The sequence below is a fragment of the Bacillus sp. XT-4 genome (genome assembly GCF_050864245.1).
Classification (GTDB): Bacteria; Bacillota; Bacilli; order Bacillales; family Bacillaceae; genus Bacillus; species Bacillus altitudinis.
On sequence record NZ_JBPAFI010000002.1, the window covers coordinates 18,967 to 39,422 of the forward strand.

At 39.9% G+C, this 20,456-nt stretch carries 20 protein-coding genes; 3 read left to right on the forward strand and 17 right to left on the reverse strand.

Features of this window, described 5'->3' with window-relative positions:
* Window positions 1-2 precede the first annotated feature (2 nt).
* Together ACRRMM_RS05345 and ACRRMM_RS05350 are read right to left on the reverse strand one after the other, a co-directional pair.
* Window positions 3-485 carry a CcdC family protein gene (locus ACRRMM_RS05345; RefSeq protein WP_007499337.1) on the reverse strand — a complete coding sequence of 161 codons (483 nt, stop codon included), beginning with the start codon at window positions 483-485 and terminating at the stop codon, window positions 3-5.
* Between the two features lie 94 nt (window positions 486-579).
* Entirely contained in the window at window positions 580-1,287 is a 708-nt protein-coding gene (locus ACRRMM_RS05350) for a cytochrome c biogenesis CcdA family protein (protein ID WP_008343813.1), read from the reverse strand.
* Between the two features lie 208 nt (window positions 1,288-1,495).
* Between ACRRMM_RS05350 and ACRRMM_RS05355 the strand changes: the two genes are divergently transcribed.
* Window positions 1,496-1,669, forward strand: a complete 174-nt coding sequence (locus tag ACRRMM_RS05355) for an aspartyl-phosphate phosphatase Spo0E family protein (RefSeq protein ID WP_369810454.1) — start codon at window positions 1,496-1,498, stop codon at window positions 1,667-1,669.
* 268 nt (window positions 1,670-1,937) lie between these two features.
* On the opposite strand, the gene ACRRMM_RS05360 is transcribed toward ACRRMM_RS05355, so the two are convergent.
* The 6 genes from ACRRMM_RS05360 to yneA form a co-directional block, all read right to left on the reverse strand.
* Entirely contained in the window at window positions 1,938-2,156 is a 219-nt protein-coding gene (locus ACRRMM_RS05360) for a YneF family protein (protein WP_003212379.1), read from the reverse strand.
* Between the two features lie 84 nt (window positions 2,157-2,240).
* Entirely contained in the window at window positions 2,241-2,687 is a 447-nt protein-coding gene (gene sirA / locus ACRRMM_RS05365) for a sporulation inhibitor of replication protein SirA (RefSeq protein ID WP_007499339.1), read from the reverse strand.
* A 198-nt stretch (window positions 2,688-2,885) separates the two neighbouring features.
* Window positions 2,886-4,889, reverse strand: coding sequence for a transketolase (gene tkt, locus ACRRMM_RS05370; RefSeq protein ID WP_052320284.1), 2,004 nt, complete (start codon window positions 4,887-4,889; stop codon window positions 2,886-2,888).
* Window positions 4,890-5,077: 188 nt separating this feature from the next.
* Window positions 5,078-5,308, reverse strand: coding sequence for a DUF896 domain-containing protein (locus tag ACRRMM_RS05375; protein ID WP_008343816.1), 231 nt, complete (start codon window positions 5,306-5,308; stop codon window positions 5,078-5,080).
* A gap of 69 nt (window positions 5,309-5,377) precedes the next feature.
* On the reverse strand, window positions 5,378-6,025 hold the full coding sequence (locus ACRRMM_RS05380; RefSeq protein WP_025207396.1) for a YneB family resolvase-like protein: 648 nt from the start codon (window positions 6,023-6,025) through the stop codon (window positions 5,378-5,380).
* Between the two features lie 17 nt (window positions 6,026-6,042).
* Complete coding sequence (yneA, locus tag ACRRMM_RS05385) at window positions 6,043-6,354, reverse strand: cell division suppressor protein YneA (protein ID WP_007499348.1); 312 nt, start codon at window positions 6,352-6,354, stop codon at window positions 6,043-6,045.
* Window positions 6,355-6,512: 158 nt separating this feature from the next.
* On the opposite strand from yneA, the gene lexA reads away from it, so the two are divergent.
* The gene (lexA, locus tag ACRRMM_RS05390) at window positions 6,513-7,133 is read left to right on the forward strand and encodes a transcriptional repressor LexA (RefSeq protein ID WP_007499350.1); all 621 of its coding nucleotides are present in this window, start codon (window positions 6,513-6,515) and stop codon (window positions 7,131-7,133) included.
* Between the two features lie 47 nt (window positions 7,134-7,180).
* On the opposite strand, the gene ACRRMM_RS05395 is transcribed toward lexA, so the two are convergent.
* Window positions 7,181-7,624 carry a hypothetical protein gene (locus ACRRMM_RS05395; protein ID WP_008343821.1) on the reverse strand — a complete coding sequence of 148 codons (444 nt, stop codon included), beginning with the start codon at window positions 7,622-7,624 and terminating at the stop codon, window positions 7,181-7,183.
* Window positions 7,625-7,920: 296 nt separating this feature from the next.
* On the opposite strand from ACRRMM_RS05395, the gene ACRRMM_RS05400 reads away from it, so the two are divergent.
* On the forward strand, window positions 7,921-8,463 hold the full coding sequence (locus ACRRMM_RS05400) for an IseA DL-endopeptidase inhibitor family protein (RefSeq protein WP_007499353.1): 543 nt from the start codon (window positions 7,921-7,923) through the stop codon (window positions 8,461-8,463).
* A 32-nt stretch (window positions 8,464-8,495) separates the two neighbouring features.
* Here ACRRMM_RS05400 and ACRRMM_RS05405 read toward each other — a convergent pair whose 3' ends face one another.
* From ACRRMM_RS05405 to ACRRMM_RS05440, 8 genes are all read right to left on the reverse strand, one after another.
* Window positions 8,496-9,344, reverse strand: a complete 849-nt coding sequence (locus tag ACRRMM_RS05405) for an STAS domain-containing protein (RefSeq protein ID WP_017359585.1) — start codon at window positions 9,342-9,344, stop codon at window positions 8,496-8,498.
* A 143-nt stretch (window positions 9,345-9,487) separates the two neighbouring features.
* On the reverse strand, window positions 9,488-9,868 hold the full coding sequence (locus tag ACRRMM_RS05410; protein WP_224559893.1) for a NucA/NucB deoxyribonuclease domain-containing protein: 381 nt from the start codon (window positions 9,866-9,868) through the stop codon (window positions 9,488-9,490).
* 227 nt (window positions 9,869-10,095) lie between these two features.
* Window positions 10,096-12,090: a glycosyltransferase family 39 protein gene (locus tag ACRRMM_RS05415; protein WP_428828951.1), complete on the reverse strand. Its 1,995-nt coding sequence runs from the start codon at window positions 12,088-12,090 to the stop codon at window positions 10,096-10,098.
* A 146-nt stretch (window positions 12,091-12,236) separates the two neighbouring features.
* Window positions 12,237-13,145, reverse strand: coding sequence for a trypsin-like serine peptidase (locus ACRRMM_RS05420; RefSeq protein ID WP_045034804.1), 909 nt, complete (start codon window positions 13,143-13,145; stop codon window positions 12,237-12,239).
* 243 nt (window positions 13,146-13,388) lie between these two features.
* The gene (locus ACRRMM_RS05425) at window positions 13,389-16,532 is read right to left on the reverse strand and encodes a bifunctional cytochrome P450/NADPH--P450 reductase (RefSeq protein WP_428828950.1); all 3,144 of its coding nucleotides are present in this window, start codon (window positions 16,530-16,532) and stop codon (window positions 13,389-13,391) included.
* Window positions 16,533-16,553: 21 nt separating this feature from the next.
* Window positions 16,554-17,135 (reverse strand): TetR/AcrR family transcriptional regulator, encoded by a 582-nt coding sequence (locus ACRRMM_RS05430; RefSeq protein ID WP_428828949.1) that lies wholly within the window; start codon window positions 17,133-17,135, stop codon window positions 16,554-16,556.
* Window positions 17,136-17,363: 228 nt separating this feature from the next.
* Window positions 17,364-18,074, reverse strand: a complete 711-nt coding sequence (locus tag ACRRMM_RS05435; RefSeq protein WP_017359590.1) for a DUF421 domain-containing protein — start codon at window positions 18,072-18,074, stop codon at window positions 17,364-17,366.
* A gap of 64 nt (window positions 18,075-18,138) precedes the next feature.
* Complete coding sequence (locus ACRRMM_RS05440; protein ID WP_052320289.1) at window positions 18,139-20,355, reverse strand: RNA ligase; 2,217 nt, start codon at window positions 20,353-20,355, stop codon at window positions 18,139-18,141.
* Window positions 20,356-20,456: the final 101 nt, after the last annotated feature.

A 20,456-nucleotide genomic window follows, 5' to 3' on the forward strand; every position in this document is an offset into this window, starting at 1 on the left:
GTTTAATTTATTTGGGCCTGCTGCAGATCTAATTGTTTAGACATCTTTCTAAACGACAAATACATCGCAACCCGCCATGGGACAATCATGCCAAAGGCTAGAATCCAAAACATCCCGCTGAGCGCACCATAATCAATGGAAGAGCTTAAAATCGTCTTCATTCCGATACGAAGGACAAGAAGGCCAATGAGAATAAACACAAATGCTTTTGAACGTTTCAAATAGATTTCATTGCCTCTAATTTCAAATTTCGATGTTTTAATTAAAAAGATAGAGAAAAACATCCCTACAGTAATCGCCTCTAAAAATTCAGCTCCAGTTACTTGAAACATTGGCACAAAAAACATCAGTGCACCAGTGCTCATAAAGATAGGAGGTAATATAATTTTTTTCGCGGTTGCAGGTTTTGCAGATGATTTAATGCGAATAAACATGACGGCTACCGCCATACATACCGCCACTATAGAAGAAATTATGATCATCATATCAAATCATTCCTTTATTCTTTAAGGTCAGTCTATGTATAATATACTCCAATTGACGAAAAAAAACCATTCGCCGCGACTGTAGAAAACGATTTCAAAAACCCGTAAATCCTCCAAATAATGATGAGAACATAATAATGATCCATGTCAGAAGATCAAAGAACAGCAAGATCCCTACTACGATCATAATAATCCCGCCAGTTTTCATGATGAGCTGCTGACGCTTTCTGATCCAAGCCATTTTTGTGATGAAAAAGGAAAGAACAAAAAACGGGATAGCAAAACCTAATACATACGCAATCATGTAGGTCACAGCGGACTCTGGCTTGTTGCTGGCAAGTGTGATGACAGCTGATAAAATCGGGCCGGTACATGGTGTCCAACCAGCAGCAAAACCCATTCCGATGAGAATCGATCCAAAAAAACCGGCTGGACGATTTTTAAACTGCAACCTCTTTTCTCCCATTAAAAAAGAAGGCTGAAATACACCAAGAATCATAAAGCCAAAGAAAATAATGAGAATAGCACCAATTTGACGAATCGCATCTTGATATTCAATGAAAAACTTCCCAACAAACGATGTCCCAAATCCAATGGCAATAAAAATGAGAGAGAACCCAATTAAAAAGAATAATGTATGAAGAAGACTTCTTCTTCTCAGCATCACCTTCTCAGATTTCACTTCATCTATACTAACGCCCGTAATATAGGATAAAAAGGCTGGATAAAGTGGCAGACAGCACGGTGAGATAAAAGATAGAAACCCTGCTCCAAAAGCTAAAAAGTAATTCAAATCTGACAAAAGAACACCCCCTTCTTACAATATACAATAAGAGATGACAAATTCATTTCATTTTTTTTACATCATCTCAATAAAGATGGTCTAATCTCTTAAAACCTTATATAATTTAATTTGACATCAAGATACCAAACCCTTTAAATTTGAAAATAAACCTTAAAATGGATATAATAGAATCGATTCTTTTTATCAAGATTTGCATGAAAGGAACATGACTTTGGTAAAAACATCATTATTAACTCAAATTGAAGAAAAAAGAGAAGAGCTGATGAAAGTTGTCTTGCATAATGGGATGACATCAACAGTGACCATCGAACATAGCCAGCAGCTAGATCATCTCCTCTTACAATATCAACGACACTTACACTCAAACTCAGCCAACTAATGATATCTCAAGATAGAAACAAATGCCGCACGATTTTAGAAAAGTTGATATGTGTGACAATAAAAGAAACGAAAACCTCTGCTCACAGGGGTTTTTTGTTTTGTCTTTAACGGACGGTTCACGGCAAAATAAAAACCACTTTCCCTGCTTTATTCATGCAAGTACAGTGGTTTTATGCGTCTGATGAAGGTGACTTCAATAAAGAAAGGACAACGCTTGTCCAATCTTTAGGGACCATGTTCCATCTATGATCATAATAACGTACGTATTATTTCGCTTGGTTGTTCATGGCTTTCATCATTTGATTGATTTTCTTTTGGGACGGTTTCATGCCCATTTGCATCATCATCATTCGAAGCATTTGTTCATTAATTGGTGGATTCTTTTTCAAGTAGCTCATCATATACTTACGAGCAATAAAGAATCCGAGTGCAACTCCTGCAAGCAGTGCAACAACGCCTACAAGGATGACAACCCATAAATCCATAATTCTTCCTCCTTCATGTTGTCTCGTATAAAGTGTACTAAACAAAAGGCTATTATACAACATTTCACGTTCAATTTTATTTTTTTAAACAAAATTCCTCACTTTTACCGGATTGAGCCACCCGTGCTTCTTTGATCCAAAGTCCATAGCCAGGAAACAAGGACTAATTTTTCTGAGTACTTCAAAAAACACCGCTTCTGCCTCATAACTGCCTGTGGCAGACATTTGAATGTAACGGTCTTTTATAATGAATGCGGCTGTGCCTTTTCCATCTGGCAGCGATGCACTGTATATTGAGCCTATTTGTGTATAGTGAATGTTGGTTAAATTGTTCATTAAACGCTGGTGCATATGAAAAGCAGGGATTCGTTTCGTTACATAATCCACTTGCTTAACAAGCATGACTAATTCGTCATCACTGCGGTTCGTCCAGTGTAACGATTCAAACAAATGAAACAAAATAGATTCTCTACCAAAATAATGATGAGCAAACTCATCCTCAATCCAATAAATATAATAATGGCGTTCCATGTCTATCCCTTCCTTTCACATTTCGTCAATCTCGCTTATTGCTTGTATTATACAAAAATGTGAAAGAAAGAATTGTCTATATATGAAGCAAGAAGAAACTAGTTTTGTCAAAAAAACAAGAAAAAAGAAAAAAGTTTGCAGAGCATAGTGAAAAGCTCTGCAAACCGACTGCAAAAAAGCATGATGCTTGGAGACTGATTATTTATTCAGCTTTGCTTTTACGCGGCTCACCACGTTGCTGACAGTGAAACCGTATTTTTCAATAATGGTTTCGCCTGGTGCAGAAGCGCCAAATTTATCAATCGCAATCACATCGCCATCAAGGCCAGTGTAACGTTCCCAGCCAAGTGAAGCACCCATTTCGATTGCAACACGTGCTCTCACTGCTTTAGGAAGAACGGACTCTTTGTATTCGTCTGACTGCTCATCAAAGCGATCCCATGCAGGTAAGCTCACGACAGAAACGCGAATGCCTTCTTTTTCAAGTGCTTTTTGCGCTTCAATGGCTAAACCTACTTCAGATCCTGAAGCAAGTAGAAGAGCTTCTGGCTGTGCATCAGCTGCTTCAACGACGACATATCCACCTTTTTCTACGCCTTCATACGCCTTCTCTGGTGATTGATCAATCGTTGGAAGGTTTTGACGAGTAAGAACAAGCGCTGTCGGTTTATTCGTTGAAGATACAGCAATTTTCCATGCTGCAGCTGTTTCGTTTCCATCAGCTGGACGAATAACAGAAAGGTTAGGCATCGCACGTAATGAAGCGAGCTGTTCAACTGGCTCATGCGTTGGTCCATCTTCCCCAACCGCAATGCTGTCATGCGTAAATACATAAGTGACAGGAAGTCCCATTAATGCAGCAAGACGAATGGCAGGTCTTAAGTAGTCTGAGAAAACAAAGAATGTTCCGCCGAATACACGAAGTCCACCGTGAAGTGCCATACCGTTTAATGCTGCACCCATTGCGAATTCTCTCACACCAAACCAAATGTTTCTGCCAGCATAATTCTCTCTGCCAAAGTCAGTTGTATCTTTGATTGTTGTTTTATTTGATCCAGCAAGGTCAGCAGACCCACCAATAAAGAATGGTACTTGTTTTGCAATGCCATTTAATACTTCTCCAGAAGAAGCACGAGAGGCAAGGCTTGAACCTGCTTCATAAACAGGAACCTCTTGATCCCAATTCTCAGGAAGTTTTCCTTCAATCGCAAGCTTCAGCTGAGCTGCTAGTTCTGGATATTCTTTTTCATATTGCTCAAACAGTTCATTCCACGCTGCTTCTTTTTTCTGTCCAGCGTCTTTAACAGCTGTTTTGAAATGATCGTACACTTCAGAAGGTACATGGAAATCTTCTTCAAACGTCCAAGAATAAGCTTCCTTCGTTAGCTTCGCTTCCTCACTGCCAAGCGGTGCACCGTGCACCCCAGACGTTCCCGCACGGTTTGGAGATCCGAAACCGATTGTCGTCTTCACTTCAATAAGTGTAGGTTTGTCTGTACTTTGTTTGGCTTTTTCAATGGCAGCCGTCACTTCTTCAATGTTATTGCCGTCTTTTACATAAAGAACTTCCCAATTCATCGCTTCAAAACGATTCTTCACATTTTCAGAGAAAGAACGATCAAGGTCGCCATCTAAAGAAATGTCGTTTGAATCATAAAGAACAATTAAACGGCCTAAGCCTAAATGACCAGCAAGTGAAGCAGCTTCAGAGGAAATGCCCTCCATTAAGTCTCCATCTCCGCAAATGCTGTATGTATAGTGATCCACAACATTAAAGTTGTCTTTGTTATACGTTTCTGCAAGATGTCTTTCTGCAAGTGCCATTCCTACAGCCATCGCAATTCCTTGTCCTAAAGGACCTGTTGTCGCATCTACGCCCTCTGTATGTCCAAACTCAGGATGTCCAGGTGTTTTGCTTCCCCATTGGCGGAATTGTTTTAAATCTTCGATGCTCAGATTGTATCCGCTTAAATGAAGCATGCTATATAAAAGCATAGAGCCATGTCCCGCAGATAACACAAAACGGTCTCTGTTAAACCAATTTGGATTTTGCGGACTTACGTTTAAGTGATTCGTCCATAAAGCGTACGCCATTGGTGCAGCGCCCATCGGCATTCCAGGGTGACCGGAATTCGCTTTTTCAATTGCGTCTATGGAGAGAGTACGTATTGTTGCAATAGATTTCAATTCAATCGTTTCCATATAAATCCCCTTCCGTATCTTGTGTACACCATTATCATAAATCTACTGTCCTTTTTTCACAACTATTTCACGCCGAAAAAGAAGGATTTTGTCACATTTAGTTTATCGATCACCTAAAAACTTATACAAATATGAAAAAAGATGAGAATATTCCTCCCATCTTTTCAAAAATCAAGAAATGATGACCTTTAGTGAAGATTCTGGTCTCTTTCTCTTTTTAATTTTTCTGGTGTGACATCGTTTCCTTCTGGATCGACGATTTTCACGGTTTTGAGTGTATTTTTCATAGAAGAACGAAAAGCCTTTAAATATTCCTCTCTTAATTGCTTCTGTTCTGTTTTCTCAGCGTCCGACAAACCGGCCTCTTTCGACTTTTTTGAAAGCTCATTGATTCTTGCAAGCTGTTCTTTAGAAATCATGACAAACTCCTTTAAAACATTTTCTCTACATACTACTAAATATCAGTCATTTTTACAACAAATCACGCTTTAAGTCGCAAGCCCTTTTTCATATTCTTGGTACCTTCTATGGACGGTTGCTTTTGAAATGTCAAAACCAAGTGCCTGCAATGTCACTGCAATTTCAGCGAATGTCATGTTATTTTTTCTTAATCGAACAATTTCAGAAATCGGTACTTCAATACGTTCGCGGCCAGGCGCCTGTTCTTGGTGTTTTAAATTTAGTTCGGGTTGATACCCTCGCTCAACAGCTTTTTTCATCCCACGCTTAATTTTTAAATTATGAATTTTCCGCTGATACTCTTCTACAACGCCTACAATTTCAATGACCATTTCGTCTGCTTCTGAAAGCTCAAGCTCTCCTCTATGAAATACGCTGTACACCTTGACTTTCTCTTTAAACAGACAATGAAGAAGAGCGATTTTCGCCTGCCCTCTTCCAAGGCGTGTCTCATCTTGAATGAGAACAGCATCGATTTCTTCCTCTTTCAGCGTAGCCAGCATGTCAAAAACACCGTCACGATCAAGATCGTATCCACTCGCTTTTTCTTTAATCACTTTGACTACATTCATCTTGTGCGCTGCAGCTAAGGCAAGCAGTTCTTCTTCTTGTCTTTTAAGCGAGGTTTCTTGCTCTTCTTTGGCAGTACTTACTCTCGCATAAATGATTGCATTCATGTCTTCAATCGACCTTTCTACTGTACTGTTGCAAGTTGATATACGACTGGATGCTCTTTTTTAACTGGAATGACAAGGATATCTCCAGGCTGGATGTCAGTTGAAGCGAGATCATTGTGTTCAGTTACCCAGTCAATAAAAGCATTTTTATCGATTGATTTACTGTCGTTTACTTGATCAGCTAATCCCCAAAGAGTATCACCTGATTGAACCTCTATTTTAACATATTGATTTGGATCATTATGGCTAGTGACTGCAATAAGTGAGAGAAATATGCCAACGATGAATGAGAATAGCCCAATAAAAATAATAGATTCCTTTAACCTCATAATGTCATCTCTCCTAATAGAATGTGTGTTCGTTCTTTCTGACACTTATTATAAATACGAACAAACGTTTCTGTCAAACGTTTTTTCGAACCTATGTTTGTACTGTTAGGAAAAACATGCTATAATTTCTTTAAAATTGACGTTTTGAGGTGCAAAAGATGACGAAGCTATCAAAAAGACAACTCGATATCCTGAAATTCATAAAAGAAGAAGTAAAAAGCAAGGGTTATCCCCCATCCGTTCGTGAAATTGGCGAAGCTGTCGGTCTAGCATCAAGTTCAACTGTCCATGGACATTTAGCTAGACTAGAAACGAAAGGTTTAATTAGAAGAGACCCAACGAAACCTAGAGCGATCGAAGTACTAGATGAAGAGGAAATGAATATTCCAAAGAGCGCTGTAATGAATGTTCCAGTCATCGGAAAAGTCACAGCAGGCCTGCCTATCACGGCTGTTGAGAATGTAGAAGAATATTTCCCACTTCCAGAAACTTTTGCAGCGCCAGATGAACAAGTATTTATGCTTGAAATTATGGGAGAAAGTATGATCGATGCAGGTATTTTGGACAAAGACTACGTCATTGTGCGTCAGCAAAGCACTGCCAACAATGGAGATATTGTGGTGGCTATGACAGAAGAAGATGAAGCAACAGTGAAACGTTTTTATAAGGAAGATACACACTTTAGATTACAGCCCGAGAATCCATCAATGGAACCGATTATTTTACAGAATGTGAGTATACTAGGTAAAGTGATTGGCGTATTTAGAAATATTCATTAAAAAAAGCCGGTATTTCATCAACTGCTGATGAGAGCCGGCTTTTTCTTTTATGAACAAGAATATGCAAGAATACTAGAGCTTGGGAACGAGCCAAATGTAAAGTTCGGCCATATGAAACCCGTTGTACGGCCAAAAGGCTGCGAGGAAAGAACATACATGAGAAATACTTGACCGTTTCTAAGGAACACAATGGTCCACCTTCTATTACATCCAGCTGCAAATTGAACCGTTTGCTGGCTTCCGCCTACACTCTGCCCTGCAATGAGCGGCTGCATACTTTGAGGCTGAGAGACTGCTTGTTGATATTGCGAGATGATATGCTGCGGCGGGGCTGGCGGGACCGATTGTCCTCCTGCACCTTGCCCTTGCCCAGTCCCTCCGAATGGCAAGCCGGGAAACCCTCCAACTTGAGAAATAGGAAACGCCGGCATGCTTTGGACCTGCCGATCGTATAAGTACCCATTCCACGTACCTTCATATGGATTATACATACTAAACACCACTTTCTTAGACATTCATCACGACAGTATATGTCATACATAAAAAAAGAGTGTTGAGGAGACAAATAGAAATCTTTCCAAAAGACGTTTTATTCTTCTTTAGAACGGTTAAATACTAATGAGGAAGAAAAAAATAAAAAAATGAAAACTTTTTGTCTCCCTCAAACGTTATATAGATAGAAAGAAAAGAAATAAAAAACATTTAGATTTAATACTTGTAATATCTCTGTAACTATTGTAACATTTGTAACATAAGAAGTTTTCATTGAGAAAAGGAGGCAATTGCCTTGAAAAAATTATTTGTTTTATTAACCGCTATTATGCTTATGATCTCATTACAAACAACAACACTGGCCGCTTCCAAAAAATCAGCCGCTTTGACAAATAAAGAAGCGTTACATATTGCCCTTGATGCAAGAGAACACTTTTGGAGTGCGATGTCAGGCTACAACATTAAAGAGCATTCAGATTACAAATTAAAATCATTTACTTATAAAGATATGACTTACAACTACCTGTCTAAAACATTTGATACAAAGAAAAAACTAAACAGCTATCTATCTCAAGTGTTCACAAAAGATGCCATTACTCACGGTTTAAAAGACTATCAGTTCATCGTTCATAAAGGAAAAATGGCTGTGCCAGTTGGTGACGGAGACAATATGCTTAATTGGGATAAGGCAACACCTAAACTCGTCTCTAAGAAAAGTACAATCCGCACATACGAATTCACAGTTCCAACACTTGATGGACGCAAAGTAAAACGTACTGTCACTTTCGAGAAAGTACAAAACGATTGGAAAGTAACAAAAATTGACGCTGTAATTTAAATAAAAACCAGGCCTAACAAACGGCCTGGTTTTTATATGGATGAAAATTCAGTCATACGATCTAAAGCGTGAGCAAGTGATGAAGCCGTTTGAAATTCATTAAAAGGAAGTCCAAGCTGTACAGCCGTTTGAGCAATTTCTGGTCTAATCCCTGAAATGGTCGTATCAACCCCAATTAACCGAAGTGACGTGACAAGATCAAAGATTTGATGTGCTACCATCGTATCAATGATGACGACACCTGATAAATCAATACATAAATGTTGAACACCTTTTTGCGAACACTGTTTTAATGTATTTTCTAAGATAATCTTTGCTCGCGCAGTGTCAATATCTCCAACTAAAGGCAATAAGGCAACATGACTTTTTAACACAATGACTGGGGAACTCAGCTCATAGATCATGTCTCTTTGTGCAACGAGTTTTTTGGTGGTATTTTTCACATATTGCTGAATAAAGACATGAATTGAAATGTTAAATGCCTCAGATATCAAATCATACCAATAAAATATTCGGTCAATGTCAATATCACCTTGATGCTGTTTTATAAACTCTTTTAAGTAATGAAGAACCACTCTTTGATTGGACATATATTCTCTCACGACGTAATCTAATGGCGTGTTCAAGTGCTTCGGATCACTTGCTAAGTCTTCAGACCATTTTTTAAATTTCGTATGTAAATACGTCTTGTCTTCAATAAGTGCGCGTATAAAATGCTGATAATAATCTTGATTTTGCCGTTTTAGCTCTGCTATGATGCTGGAATCTGTTGAACGATAAATGGATTCTGGATCATCATCCTCAATTGATTCATACCATGTTTCAGTCAGTTTCTCTGCATGTTGCATGAAAAAATCGTATAATGCACGGTTCTTTTCCATAAGCATATGTCCCTTCACATTTTCTACTTGTCAGTCTTTGTACCTGATGGATTGATTGTACCACTGAATCTTTTGTACCTGCTAGCTCGAATACGCTCCTGTTGAACAAAAAGAGCCCCTCTCAAGGAGCCTCTTGTCTATGTTTATTTGACAATAAATAAAATTCGTTTCCCGTCAGGATACCCACTGATTTGATGCCCGACCCATGAGCCAGCGCCTCTATTATCTGATGGACTGACATATTGAACGCTCGCCCCCTTTCCTCCTTCAAGACACACCGCCATCGGCCATTCATCCCGGTCAAAACCAGGTTTTGTGGGAATTCCTTTTAATGATTCTTGCCTGCGGGCATCTGCCCCATTTCGGTCAATGGTACACACATCTGAGTGCCCTTTTCGAATAGCTTCTTGAATATGACTGCCTGTTTCAGGATACCGTTCCTTAGGAAATTGAATCACATGATCATAACGATCTGCCCCTTTTGCGGAACGATCCTCTCCAAAACCACCTAATAACGCACCCATCCAAATGACAAAACAAAGAACGACAGCAGCGATCCAGCCTTTTCTCATCTTCAAAAGCTCGTGACCTCCTCATACTTTTGATGAAATGATGTTGACTTGAAGGAAATGAGTCATTTTTAATGTATGAGTGGCTGCGTGATGACATGTGAAAAACATGAGCTGAATCTTCCTAGATACTGATCCATAAGAAAAAACGAATGATCTCTTCATCATTCGCCTTGTTCTACTTAAGATATTTCATCTACTCTATATAATGTTTCGTTTTGTGAAGACATCTCGGACGGCATCCCCTCTTCAGCTGATGAGGATCGTTTATATTCTTCAGATGAGATGACTGTACCATGTGATTTAATCCAGCTAACCAATTTGCTGTTAGCTGATGACTGATTGTCTGGTAATAAAAAGTATTTCACCTTTCCTTGTTGAATAAGTGTTTTTAATTTGTTGACAGTCAAAATAGGATCTGTCCCATTAAAACCACCTAATGCCATGACATTCTCATCTTCATCAATGATATATGGCGCTGCGGTAACAGTCGTAAGCGTTGCAAATAAATACGTTTCACCTGTTTGATGAGCCTTTAAATAAGTGAGTAAGCCTTGATCGACACTAGATGTAAACATGTTCCCTCCTCGTGAACTAGCCAGCTGTACACCTGCTTCTGGAAGAACAGCATTTCCACCATATATGATTGGGGTGGCGGACCAAAAACCTGGAAACAGTAACAGCGTTGTCAAAGCAGTGATGAGCAGTCGTTTCATGATCAATCGTTTTTCTCTGTACATCAGCAATAGGATAGCGATACTTGTTCCCGCAATCGCAATGGCATACATCCAAATACTACTGATTTGAGTCGTATAGTTACTCAAAATATACCCTTGGAAGATGGCTGTAACAGCGATTGCTGCTGGAAGCAAATACGCAGATACTCCTTTGTTTGCCTTAAATAACTCTCCCATCTTCTTAGCTCCTATGCCGCATAGTGCTGCAATAGGCGGGGCAAGCATAATGAGATAGTAATGGTGAAAGAAACCCGCAATACTAAAGAATCCGGCAGCAGGAATCAGCCATGCTGTCCAAAACATCGTTTGTTTCCATTCATTTAATTGAGCTTTTCTCTCCTTCCACCAACTGATGATCATCCCTAAAAGCCCAAACAAAGCAAACGGCAGCATCCAGCTGATTTGACCTGACAATGCAGATTGAAATAAACGAAATATACCGGGATTCCCCGTGCCATACATATTCATACTTTGTTGACCTACAGCACTTCCAGGCGGAGAACCACCATCTGGACCATGTTGAGGTGGCATCATTTGATTTTGGGATGGAGGCGGCTGATTTCTGTTTGACTGATCCTCTGACGAATCGCCTAATCCAGAATGATCTGGCATCACCATACCTGCTTGCTGGTTCATGTCTCCAAAGGATTTCCCTGTCGTCTGACCAAGCAGCCGTTCCGTGCCATTATAACCAAAGGCAAGTTCTAACACTGAATTTGTTTGGCTGCTTCCCACATAAGGGCGCTCACTTTCAGCTGTCATATCTACAGCAACTGCCCACGATAGAGATAAGCAGACTAATACGACCATAGAGCATAAGAGAGAGAAAATTTTCTTTTTTAACGGTACGCGAGCAGCAATGAAATAGTAGAAAATAAATGCTGGAACGACCATAAACGCTTGCAGCATCTTCATATTAAATCCTACCGCTACCAAAGCGAAGGCAATAAGAAGCCAGCGCAACTTCCCTCTTTTTACAGCACGCATCAAGAAATACGTACCCGCAAGTAATGTGAAGACGAGCATACTGTCGATATTGTTCGTTCTGCTCACAGCTGCGGCAATTGGTGTGAGAGCCATAACGGCCGCTGACACCCTTGCAGCACCTTGACCGAAAGCCGGTTTTATCATGAGATAAAGAAGAAGAACAGACCCCACTCCAGCAAGTGCCTGCGGCAATATCACACTCCATGTATGAAAGCCAAAAATAAGTGCACTGATGGTTTGAATCCATAAAACGACGGGTGGTTTATCAATTGATACGAATCCAGTTGCATCAAACGAGGCATAAAAAAAGTGATGGAAGCTTTTGGACATACTTTTGACTGCAGCTAAATAATATTGATTGGCACTGTCATTCTGCCAAATTTGATAAGTGTAGAGAAAAGCTGCGATCAGTAAAATCAACAACAATATCATATCTATTTTTTTATTTTTCACTCATATCTCTTCTTTCTTTTTCATTTATTTCATTCAGCATAGCTTTTAAATATGAAATAGTGATGAACAAAAAAAGAAACTTTTCTGCATTTGACGATAAAAAAAGCCTGTCCCCTGTAAAGGAAACAAGCTGAATGCCCTATTTTTTATTGCGCCTTCGCATAGTTGATAAATTCAACAAAAGCAGCAGTCGCTTTTGGTCCGCCGTTGATCGTTCCGTTTGAATAACCCGCATTATGGACCCCGACGATTTGTTGGTTCTGATCTAGCATCGCAGAGCCAGAGTTTCCGCTAAATGTATCGATCGTATAGTATGCGAGATTCGTATCTTCTCTCGTGACTGGACCTGACATTTCCCATTGTGACACTTTGCCAGTCGATCTCATTTTATCACCTGGATATCCAGAAATTTTAATTGTTGTACCTGTTAGATTTGTCACTTGACGAATGGAGCGATAGCCGACCGTATTTCCAATGTTCGTATCTGTTTTAATGACGGCAAAATCATATTGACTCGCCCCCGTGTTGATATATCCGCTTGGTACATAGAATTCGGTCATGTTTGCTGAGCCGTTCACGGCCGTGCTGTCATTCATGCCTGGGTAGACAGACCCTTTTGCACTATAGCTTCTTGTAGCTGTATTGTAGACGCAGTGTCCGTTTGTCAATATTTTGTTTGGAGCAATGAGTGTTCCGGTGCAGCTAGATCCACCAAATGTAATATAAGCAATAGAATTATAGGGGGCTACTCTTGTATTCGTCACTTTTGTTCTACCATCGTCTCCAATGACTACTTTTGTTTGAAAGTCTTTTAAATATGTTGTGAGTGGTTTTACTTTTTCGCCAATAGTAGAAGAGAGATCATCCACTTTGTCAAAGGATGAGGGGGTTTTCATATCGTTGTGGAAGTCAGCTGAAGAAATCACCTTTCCGTCAGAAGTCACCATGTCATAGTCAGACGTAAGTACTGAATCAGATGCTGCATGGGCAAAACTAGGCACACTTAAAGCACCAAAAACGAGTAGAGAAGGGATTAATTTTTTCACCTTTTTCATCATATTCCTCCTTTATGTCCTATATCAAAAATGATACGATTGTTTCATATTGGAGTAAATGAGAGAATATTCTTATTTTTTACAAAATATTTCATTTGTAAATTAGGTGTTTCGTATCTTCCAAATATTTATTCTAGCGATCTCTCTATGAAAAAAGAAAAACCGCCATTTTGGCGGTTTCAGATTGTTGACAAAGGGCTAAAATGTGATTTATTTTAGCCCTTTGTCTTCTTTTCAGTGAGATCAGCTCCATACATCTTTTACATATCTGTTGTCATTTGCTAGAGATGTCAGCCATTGTTCAGCTGTTTCTTTCGCACACTGTTTCTCAGTCTGATACAGTTCAATAAGTGTTGCCTCGACATCTGGTGCCATGACCTTTCCATCCCCGCAAATATACAGGTAGGCGCCTTTGTCGAGCAATTCAATGAGCTTGGCTCCATCATTTTTAATGAAGTGCTGGACATACACTTTTTGCTCCTCGTAGCGAGAGTAAGCACGGTGGATGGTGACGACTCCTTTTTCTTGTGCAAGCTGCAATTCGTCATAATACAGATCATCTTCATGCGGGTGGCGGCAGCCAAAATAAAGATGGGCTTCACCTAAAGACTTCCCTTCATTTTGCCATGCTTCCCTTGCCTGAATGAACCCTCTAAACGGGGCGATACCTGTTCCTGGTCCAATCATGATCATTGGTATTTCAGGAGAAGGCGGCAATTCGAATCCTGCTTGAGCTTCATGAAGGAAGCAGGCCACTTCATCTCCTTCTTGCAGTCCGCATAAATAGTTTGATGCGACGCCTGCGTATTCACCGCGTCCACTCCATGATTTTCCTTTCACAACAGCTACTGTGATACTAAGCCTCTTTTCATCCACCTTTGGCGAACTGGAGATCGAGTAATAACGAGGCTTCAATCCTGGTAAAAGGGCTAAGAAATGATCAAATGGCAGTTCACATGCTTCGTATTGTTCTAGTAAATCCAGCATGGTCACACGCTTCTTTAATACAGCTTCTTGATAAATTTCTCCCGCCATTTGTTCAAGTTCAATACGATGAGGTGGGCATACCGTATATTTTGCAAGTTCTCTTAGCTGAGTACGTGTCACAGGCTCTTGCAGCTCTACATGTGACGCCAGCAATTCTCCGACTTGAATTGGCTGATTTAAAGGTAAATGACTTGCTTCTTTTTCCGAAGAGAGTATCATGTGCTGCTCTGGATCCAGCTTGAAACGATCGGTCACTCGCTGAACGAGTGTTGCACTATTTTTTGGCACGATTCCGATATGATCTCCTTCTTTATAGTGCTTGCCTTCAGGTAATTGAAGTTCGATATGCCTTGTTTGGCGGGTACTTTTTTCAGATTGTAATTCTTGATTTTTCAATACAACAGCTGAAAAGGCACCGTATGTTTTAGCTACAGGACGTTCCACTAGCTCATTCGTATATGCAATGGATAGGTTTGGCTTTTCTTGGCGTTTCTCCTGCAAGGTTAAATTGAATTCTTTTGCAAGCTCATCGAAGACTGTCTTCTGGAATGTTTCTTTATCTTCATCCATATCACCGCTCGCATCGCCTTCACCAATATCCGTTACACGCTTCGCCCCTTTTCTTTCAAGTGCTTCATCAATCAGACGAGGAATACGCTGATATGTGCTCGCCCAATTTCGATCCCCGCACCCAAAGACTGCAAATGTCACGTTTGATAGATCTTGCTCCTCATCCTGCGTCACCCAATCCACAAACTGTTTCGCATGGTCAGGCGGATGACCGTTGTATGAAGCCGTTACAATTAAAACTGCGCCTGACTCTGGTAACTTTCGAGTATAATCATCAAGCGGTGCCGTTGTCACGTCAAACCCTTTTGCTTTCCCGTCTTCAGCAAATTCGTTTGCCATCTGCTTTGCTGTGCCAAGATTTGATCCGTACAAGACCAATAGCGGTGTTCCATGACTCGCTATTTTTGCTTCAGCAGATGCCGTGCTTTTTGTTGGTTCTTCTTTCGGAGGCGCCATAAAGAATTGCTGCTTTCTTGGCCGTACTTTGATTTTAAAATCATTCGGCTTAATCGTCAGGGATTCTTTTAAATCCAGTTCATACGACGTATGGTCAATCAGTTCAAGGTTGTGCAGAACCATTCCCAGAACCATCGTGGCTTCATGAAGGGCAAATTGCATCCCAATACATGCACGCTGGCCATTTCCAAAAGGCTTGTAGGCATGTTGCGGGATTTTTTCAGGGTGCAGAAACCGCTCTGGTTTAAATTCTTCCGCATCCTCTCCCCAAACCGCTTGATCACGGTGTAATTTAGGAAGCAGCACAGTCACACTTTGGTTTTTCTCAATCGGAAATTCCCCTCCGATTACTGTGTCCTCTTTAGCGTAAACTGAGAAAGAAGGCGCAGTCGGCCAAAGTCGAAGTGCCTCATGTAACACCATACGGGTGTAGCTTAGCTGTTGCACCTGCTTAAATGTCGGCAGACCGTCCTGTAGCACCTCATCTGCTTCATGGACGGCTTTCTTTAGTTTCTCTGGATTCTTTAATAAGAAATAAATCGCAAATGATAGCAGACCACTTGTCGTTTCATGCCCCGCAATTAAGAAGGTAATGATCTGATAACGGATATTTTCATCGGACAGACGCTCACCTGTTTCAGGGTCCGTCGCATGCAGCATAAGGGACAGCAAATCATCGCCCATTTTATCTTGTTTTTTCCGTTCCTGAATAATATCATCTACTAATCGCTTCATAAAATCGACATTTTGCTCAAATTCTTTTCTTCTTTTGATCATGAGTTTATCTGCAATCGGCCATCTTTTCGATTGGTCCATCGCTTCATTTAAGCCTTTCAGCATGCTTTCGATAAATGGATGCTGATTCTCTTTATAAAAGCTGTTAAACCGAAAATCAAAACCGCAAAGACCAATTGTATCTAAAGTGAGTTTTGTCATGTCCTCTGCTACTTCAATTTCTTCATCGCGGCCTGTTCTTTGCCATTTTTGCACAAGCTGCGTTGCAATATCGAGCATCATCTCGTGATAGCCCTTCATCGCCTGCTGACTAAACGCCGGCATCAAGATTTGATGAGCTTTTCTCCAGTTTGGTTCTTCTGTCCAGCTTGTAAATAGGCCATCTCCTGCAAATGCTCTTGCTTTATCAAGACTAATCCCGATGAATTTATCGAATCGGCTCTCATCACATACTTCTTGGACAAGCTCATGACTGGAAACAAAAACACCGGTTATATCTGAAAATTCAAATTGATAAATCCCTCCCAATTCATCTGCCAGCCGCCAAAAGCTTTGAGAAAGCTCTCCTTTTTTGATATGAGGAATATTTTTTAAAGGTCCGTATGTTTTTGGTTTTGGAATGATTGATGTTTGTTGCATGTGCCCACTCCCTTTATTTCTTTATGATGCAACTCTAATGGCACGCCATAAGCATTGCTCAATATCTTCTAAAAATTCAATCGTTGGTTCAATTTCCTCTGCTAGAATCTGTTTATGAAGCTGAACGAACGCTCCAAATACAATGGATAAAATCGTTCTCCCTGAAAGATTTGGATGAATTCCATCCTTTTTGCCTTCTTCAAAAATATGAAATAGCTCATTTAATAGCTGCTGCATCTTCTCTTTACTTGTCTCATCTAAATAGTGTGAGCGTTTGTCAATTTCTAAGAAGTACAGACCACTTGGGTTCTCTTTTGTAAAGAGCACTAAGCAGTAAAAGACATGTTTGAAATAAGCCCTGATACTTGCTTTAGGGTCTGGACTGTTTGTATTCACCTTGTCGATAAATGCAGTCAGGCTTCGCTGGTATAAAATGTTCACAAGAGCCTCTTTACTATCAAAATAACGATAAATGGTTCCTGCTCCAACATTGGCTCTTTTCGAAATCATCGGCATCGTTGTACCGTCAAAACCCCGTTCAATAAATAAGTCCAGAGAAGCCTTCATAATCTGCTCCTGTTTATCAGTAGTTGCTGCGGGCATTTCATCCTCTCCTTTCGTTTTATCAGGAATGAATGTTCATTCCGCTTGATGTATATTATATTAATATTTTAAATTCTTCTATTTATACTTAAACATACTTATTTTTCTCCGTCACTACATTTTCTGAAAATAATAATAATTGAGAAATGATACCTAGATAGATGACATCCAAACGACTTATAAATATTGGCAGTTCTGTGACGCGCGGGTGTCGTCTGAACTATATGTTCATTCTTGGTCAATTGGAGAATGGATGTGATCGTCATATGTATCAATATATAAACTGCCATTACTTGAACGAACCGCATAAACAATGTCTTTTAAAGACAGCTGCCTTTTTTGAATTTCTTCATAGATCCACTGCTCCGTTAATTGGTTTTCATGAAGGTTTTTCAAAATGAGCTTTCCGTCCATAATGACTTCAATGGGCATGTAACGCTCTGCCTGCATCCACAGGTTAAGATCTTTTCGCGTGACATAATCAAATGAAGGGTATTTTTTCACTGACATATGCCCATCTGTTTCAATCATTGCAAATTCAACTTCACTAATGTCAAACACATTCTTTTCTCTGAGCTGTTGATTTAAATAATCAAGTGTATACCTCATTCCTTTCATATTCTCTTCAAGGATTTTGCCATTTTGAATCACAAGCGTTGGTTTACCGGCCATAAAACCTCTCACCTTCCGGCTTCTTAAAGCAAGTAAAGAAATCACATAAATAATGATCACAAGTGTCACAAAAGAAATGGTTGTGTGATGAAGCGGAAGCGTAGTATTAAACGCCAAGTTCGCCGCAATTGAACCTAGACTGATCGCCGCAATGAAATCAAAAATATTCATTTGTGCAATGGTTTGCTTTCCAAGAAGACGGGCACCGCCGAATAAAATAGCAAAAGCAAATATGGTTCGAAGTATGACTTCAATATGATCTGGCATTTCAGCTTCCACCTTTCGATTTCATGAAAAAAAGCCTTTTCTCTAGAAAAGACTCTTTGTTAGACTATGCATTTATTCCGTCATTATTCAAATGGCCCGCTTCCGTTTGCTCAAATTGTGAACGCAGCTCAATGATTGAGCTGTTTCTCACGTTTACTGGATCTTGCTCGAGCAACCATGTATAAAATCTTGCTTGCTCTGCTGTTTGCAAAGCCTGCATATATTTTTGGGTGGAGCGCTTATCTGCAACACGCTGTTTAATGGATCGCATTTGCTTCCAAAATTGATAATAAGGAAGCTTTAACTTGGTCATAAAGCCGCTGTTATCCTCAATGACATAGCCTTCTTCTTTGATTGTGTCATCATGTGATACAGATTGATACCATTTATAGAAGGAGGTCCAATCATGAAACACTGCCACTTGCTGTTTGCACCGCATGCCAAGCTGTTCACTGAGCCTTTTCACTTCAGCAAATGGTTCTTTTTCATAGCTCAGCTGACGCTTCACGATATCAAGTAAAATGAGTTGATCATGATCATATGTGATAATATGCGGGTCTTTCTCTGGCAAAATGACTTCAAATACAAGGGATACATGGTTGTCGCGTACGTATGATTTGATGTAATCGACCTGCACATCGTCAAAGGTCGCATAAAATAGCTCTTCGACCCAAGCAGCATGCTGATTTTGTTTCACATGTGACGTATACGATTTGGACGTAAACACCAGTTCATGTTTTATGTCGTTAAACCCAATCGTACCTAAGTATCCATTTGCTTTATCATAGACCGTCACAGGAAATTGAAGATGATTCACTAGATGCTGCATTCTGGTTTCAGGACGTTCATCAATATTAAAGAACTTATTATAACTTCTAGACACAATCTGCTTTGAAGTCATATTGATAAACAACCCTCTTGCTTTGACATTTATTTCATCCCATTGTCTTTCACTAAATGCTTTTTTGGTGAAATTAAAAGATGAAATATCGTGTGGCAGCTTTAATTCTTGTACATATTCATGCTGATCTAAATGGGCTAAGAAATCATCCAGCGTCACATTGGGCTGAACAAAGACCGGTTGTTTGTTTTCAGAAGCTCTGTAGACAGGATTATCAATTTCATGTGTCTCAATCCCGCCTGCTGTGATTTTTAACACACGCAGCTGTCCGCCAAATTCAACCTGACCTTCGAGATTATAAGATCTTTCCGCCGCTTGGATAGGCAGTCTATATAAATTGCGATGACCGTGAATTTGAATGATATCTAATCCAGCAGTATTTTGCACAAATAAGTGGTCAATGTCATCTGAATATTCACCTACTCCGTGAATAAGCTGCTGCGTTGAGACATGCAGAAGCTCTTCTGGCAAATGGGCAAGCCCACCATGGGTGACAAGAAATGTCTGACCATGATACGTAAAATAGGTGAGCTGATGAAATGTTCTGACAAACTTCCTTAATTCTTTTAGGTCAAAACCTGCTTCCGCAATTTCAGGCGCAGTATGACGGTTAAACATATTACTTCTCACTTTTTCTTCATGTGCATATTTGTAAAGATGCTGATCATGATTTCCTTCAATGACGATCACATTGCGGCATTCTCTATGTGCCAGCATCCATTCTAAAACTTCCTTGTTTTCTATTCCTCTATCAAGCAAATCACCTGCAAAGATATAAAGCTCGTTTTCTTTCAAGTCTCCTTGCAAATAAGTATTTAGAGCTGTGTAACAGCCGTGAATATCACCGAAGACGTGAATGGCCTCATACTGATCAAAAGACCTGGGCTGATACGTCATAATGGCTGGATATTCCTCAGGCGTCAAAACGGTTACCCATGAAGGCACCTTCTCTGTCTTTAACCGTTCATTCATTTGATATAACACAGATTCCTTCACTACTTTGTGCGGCTCTCGACCGCGATTTTGCAGCAGGGCTGTTTCAAGAGGCACTTGCGTAAAATCGACGACATACACTCTATAGCGATATGAAGTAGCCAATGACTTATACTGCGAAATGGACTTACTTGTGACATGTGTTGCATCAATGACAGTAAAGTCTCCTCGTTCCATTCGGGCTGTGAGGAGTTCAAATAATAAAGACCAGACTTTATGATCATGTTTGCTTGAAATTTCCGGTTTCCCATTGACTGATAACTGCGGAGGCTGGGTTAACAGACGGATTTGATCCGCTGATAATGTATATGGTTCTAAGCCTTGTTCTTTGATCCAAGTTGATTTACCTGCACCTGGGAGACCTCGTAAAAGGACTAAAGTTCTCATAATGGTTCTCCTTTAATGAGTGATATTTTACCTATTATAGATAAATTATGGATAAATCTCAATCTTTTATTGATTATGGTAATATATAGATATAAGGAGGG

Bases quoted from the DNA above. Each gene is read 5' to 3' on its own strand.
- ACRRMM_RS05420 (WP_045034804.1), bottom strand. From the start codon at position 13,145: ATGAAAAAGGTGAAAAAATTAATCCCTTCTCTACTCGTTTTTGGTGCT.
- ACRRMM_RS05430 (WP_428828949.1), bottom strand. From the start codon at position 17,135: ATGCCCGCAGCAACTACTGATAAACAGGAGCAGATTATGAAGGCTTCT.
- ACRRMM_RS05410 (WP_224559893.1), bottom strand. From the start codon at position 9,868: ATGGGTGCGTTATTAGGTGGTTTTGGAGAGGATCGTTCCGCAAAAGGG.
- ACRRMM_RS05395 (WP_008343821.1), bottom strand. From the start codon at position 7,624: ATGTATAATCCATATGAAGGTACGTGGAATGGGTACTTATACGATCGG.
- ACRRMM_RS05380 (WP_025207396.1), bottom strand. From the start codon at position 6,025: ATGAATGCAATCATTTATGCGAGAGTAAGTACTGCCAAAGAAGAGCAA.
- yneA (WP_007499348.1), bottom strand. From the start codon at position 6,354: ATGAGGTTAAAGGAATCTATTATTTTTATTGGGCTATTCTCATTCATC.
- tkt (WP_052320284.1), bottom strand. From the start codon at position 4,889: ATGGAAACGATTGAATTGAAATCTATTGCAACAATACGTACTCTCTCC.
- lexA (WP_007499350.1), top strand. From the start codon at position 6,513: ATGACGAAGCTATCAAAAAGACAACTCGATATCCTGAAATTCATAAAA.
- ACRRMM_RS05405 (WP_017359585.1), bottom strand. From the start codon at position 9,344: ATGGAAAAGAACCGTGCATTATACGATTTTTTCATGCAACATGCAGAG.
- ACRRMM_RS05360 (WP_003212379.1), bottom strand. From the start codon at position 2,156: ATGGATTTATGGGTTGTCATCCTTGTAGGCGTTGTTGCACTGCTTGCA.
- ACRRMM_RS05345 (WP_007499337.1), bottom strand. From the start codon at position 485: ATGATGATCATAATTTCTTCTATAGTGGCGGTATGTATGGCGGTAGCC.
- ACRRMM_RS05355 (WP_369810454.1), top strand. From the start codon at position 1,496: ATGACTTTGGTAAAAACATCATTATTAACTCAAATTGAAGAAAAAAGA.
- ACRRMM_RS05425 (WP_428828950.1), bottom strand. From the start codon at position 16,532: ATGCAACAAACATCAATCATTCCAAAACCAAAAACATACGGACCTTTA.
- ACRRMM_RS05375 (WP_008343816.1), bottom strand. From the start codon at position 5,308: ATGATTTCTAAAGAACAGCTTGCAAGAATCAATGAGCTTTCAAAAAAG.
- sirA (WP_007499339.1), bottom strand. From the start codon at position 2,687: ATGGAACGCCATTATTATATTTATTGGATTGAGGATGAGTTTGCTCAT.
- ACRRMM_RS05440 (WP_052320289.1), bottom strand. From the start codon at position 20,355: ATGAGAACTTTAGTCCTTTTACGAGGTCTCCCAGGTGCAGGTAAATCA.
- ACRRMM_RS05435 (WP_017359590.1), bottom strand. From the start codon at position 18,074: ATGCCAGATCATATTGAAGTCATACTTCGAACCATATTTGCTTTTGCT.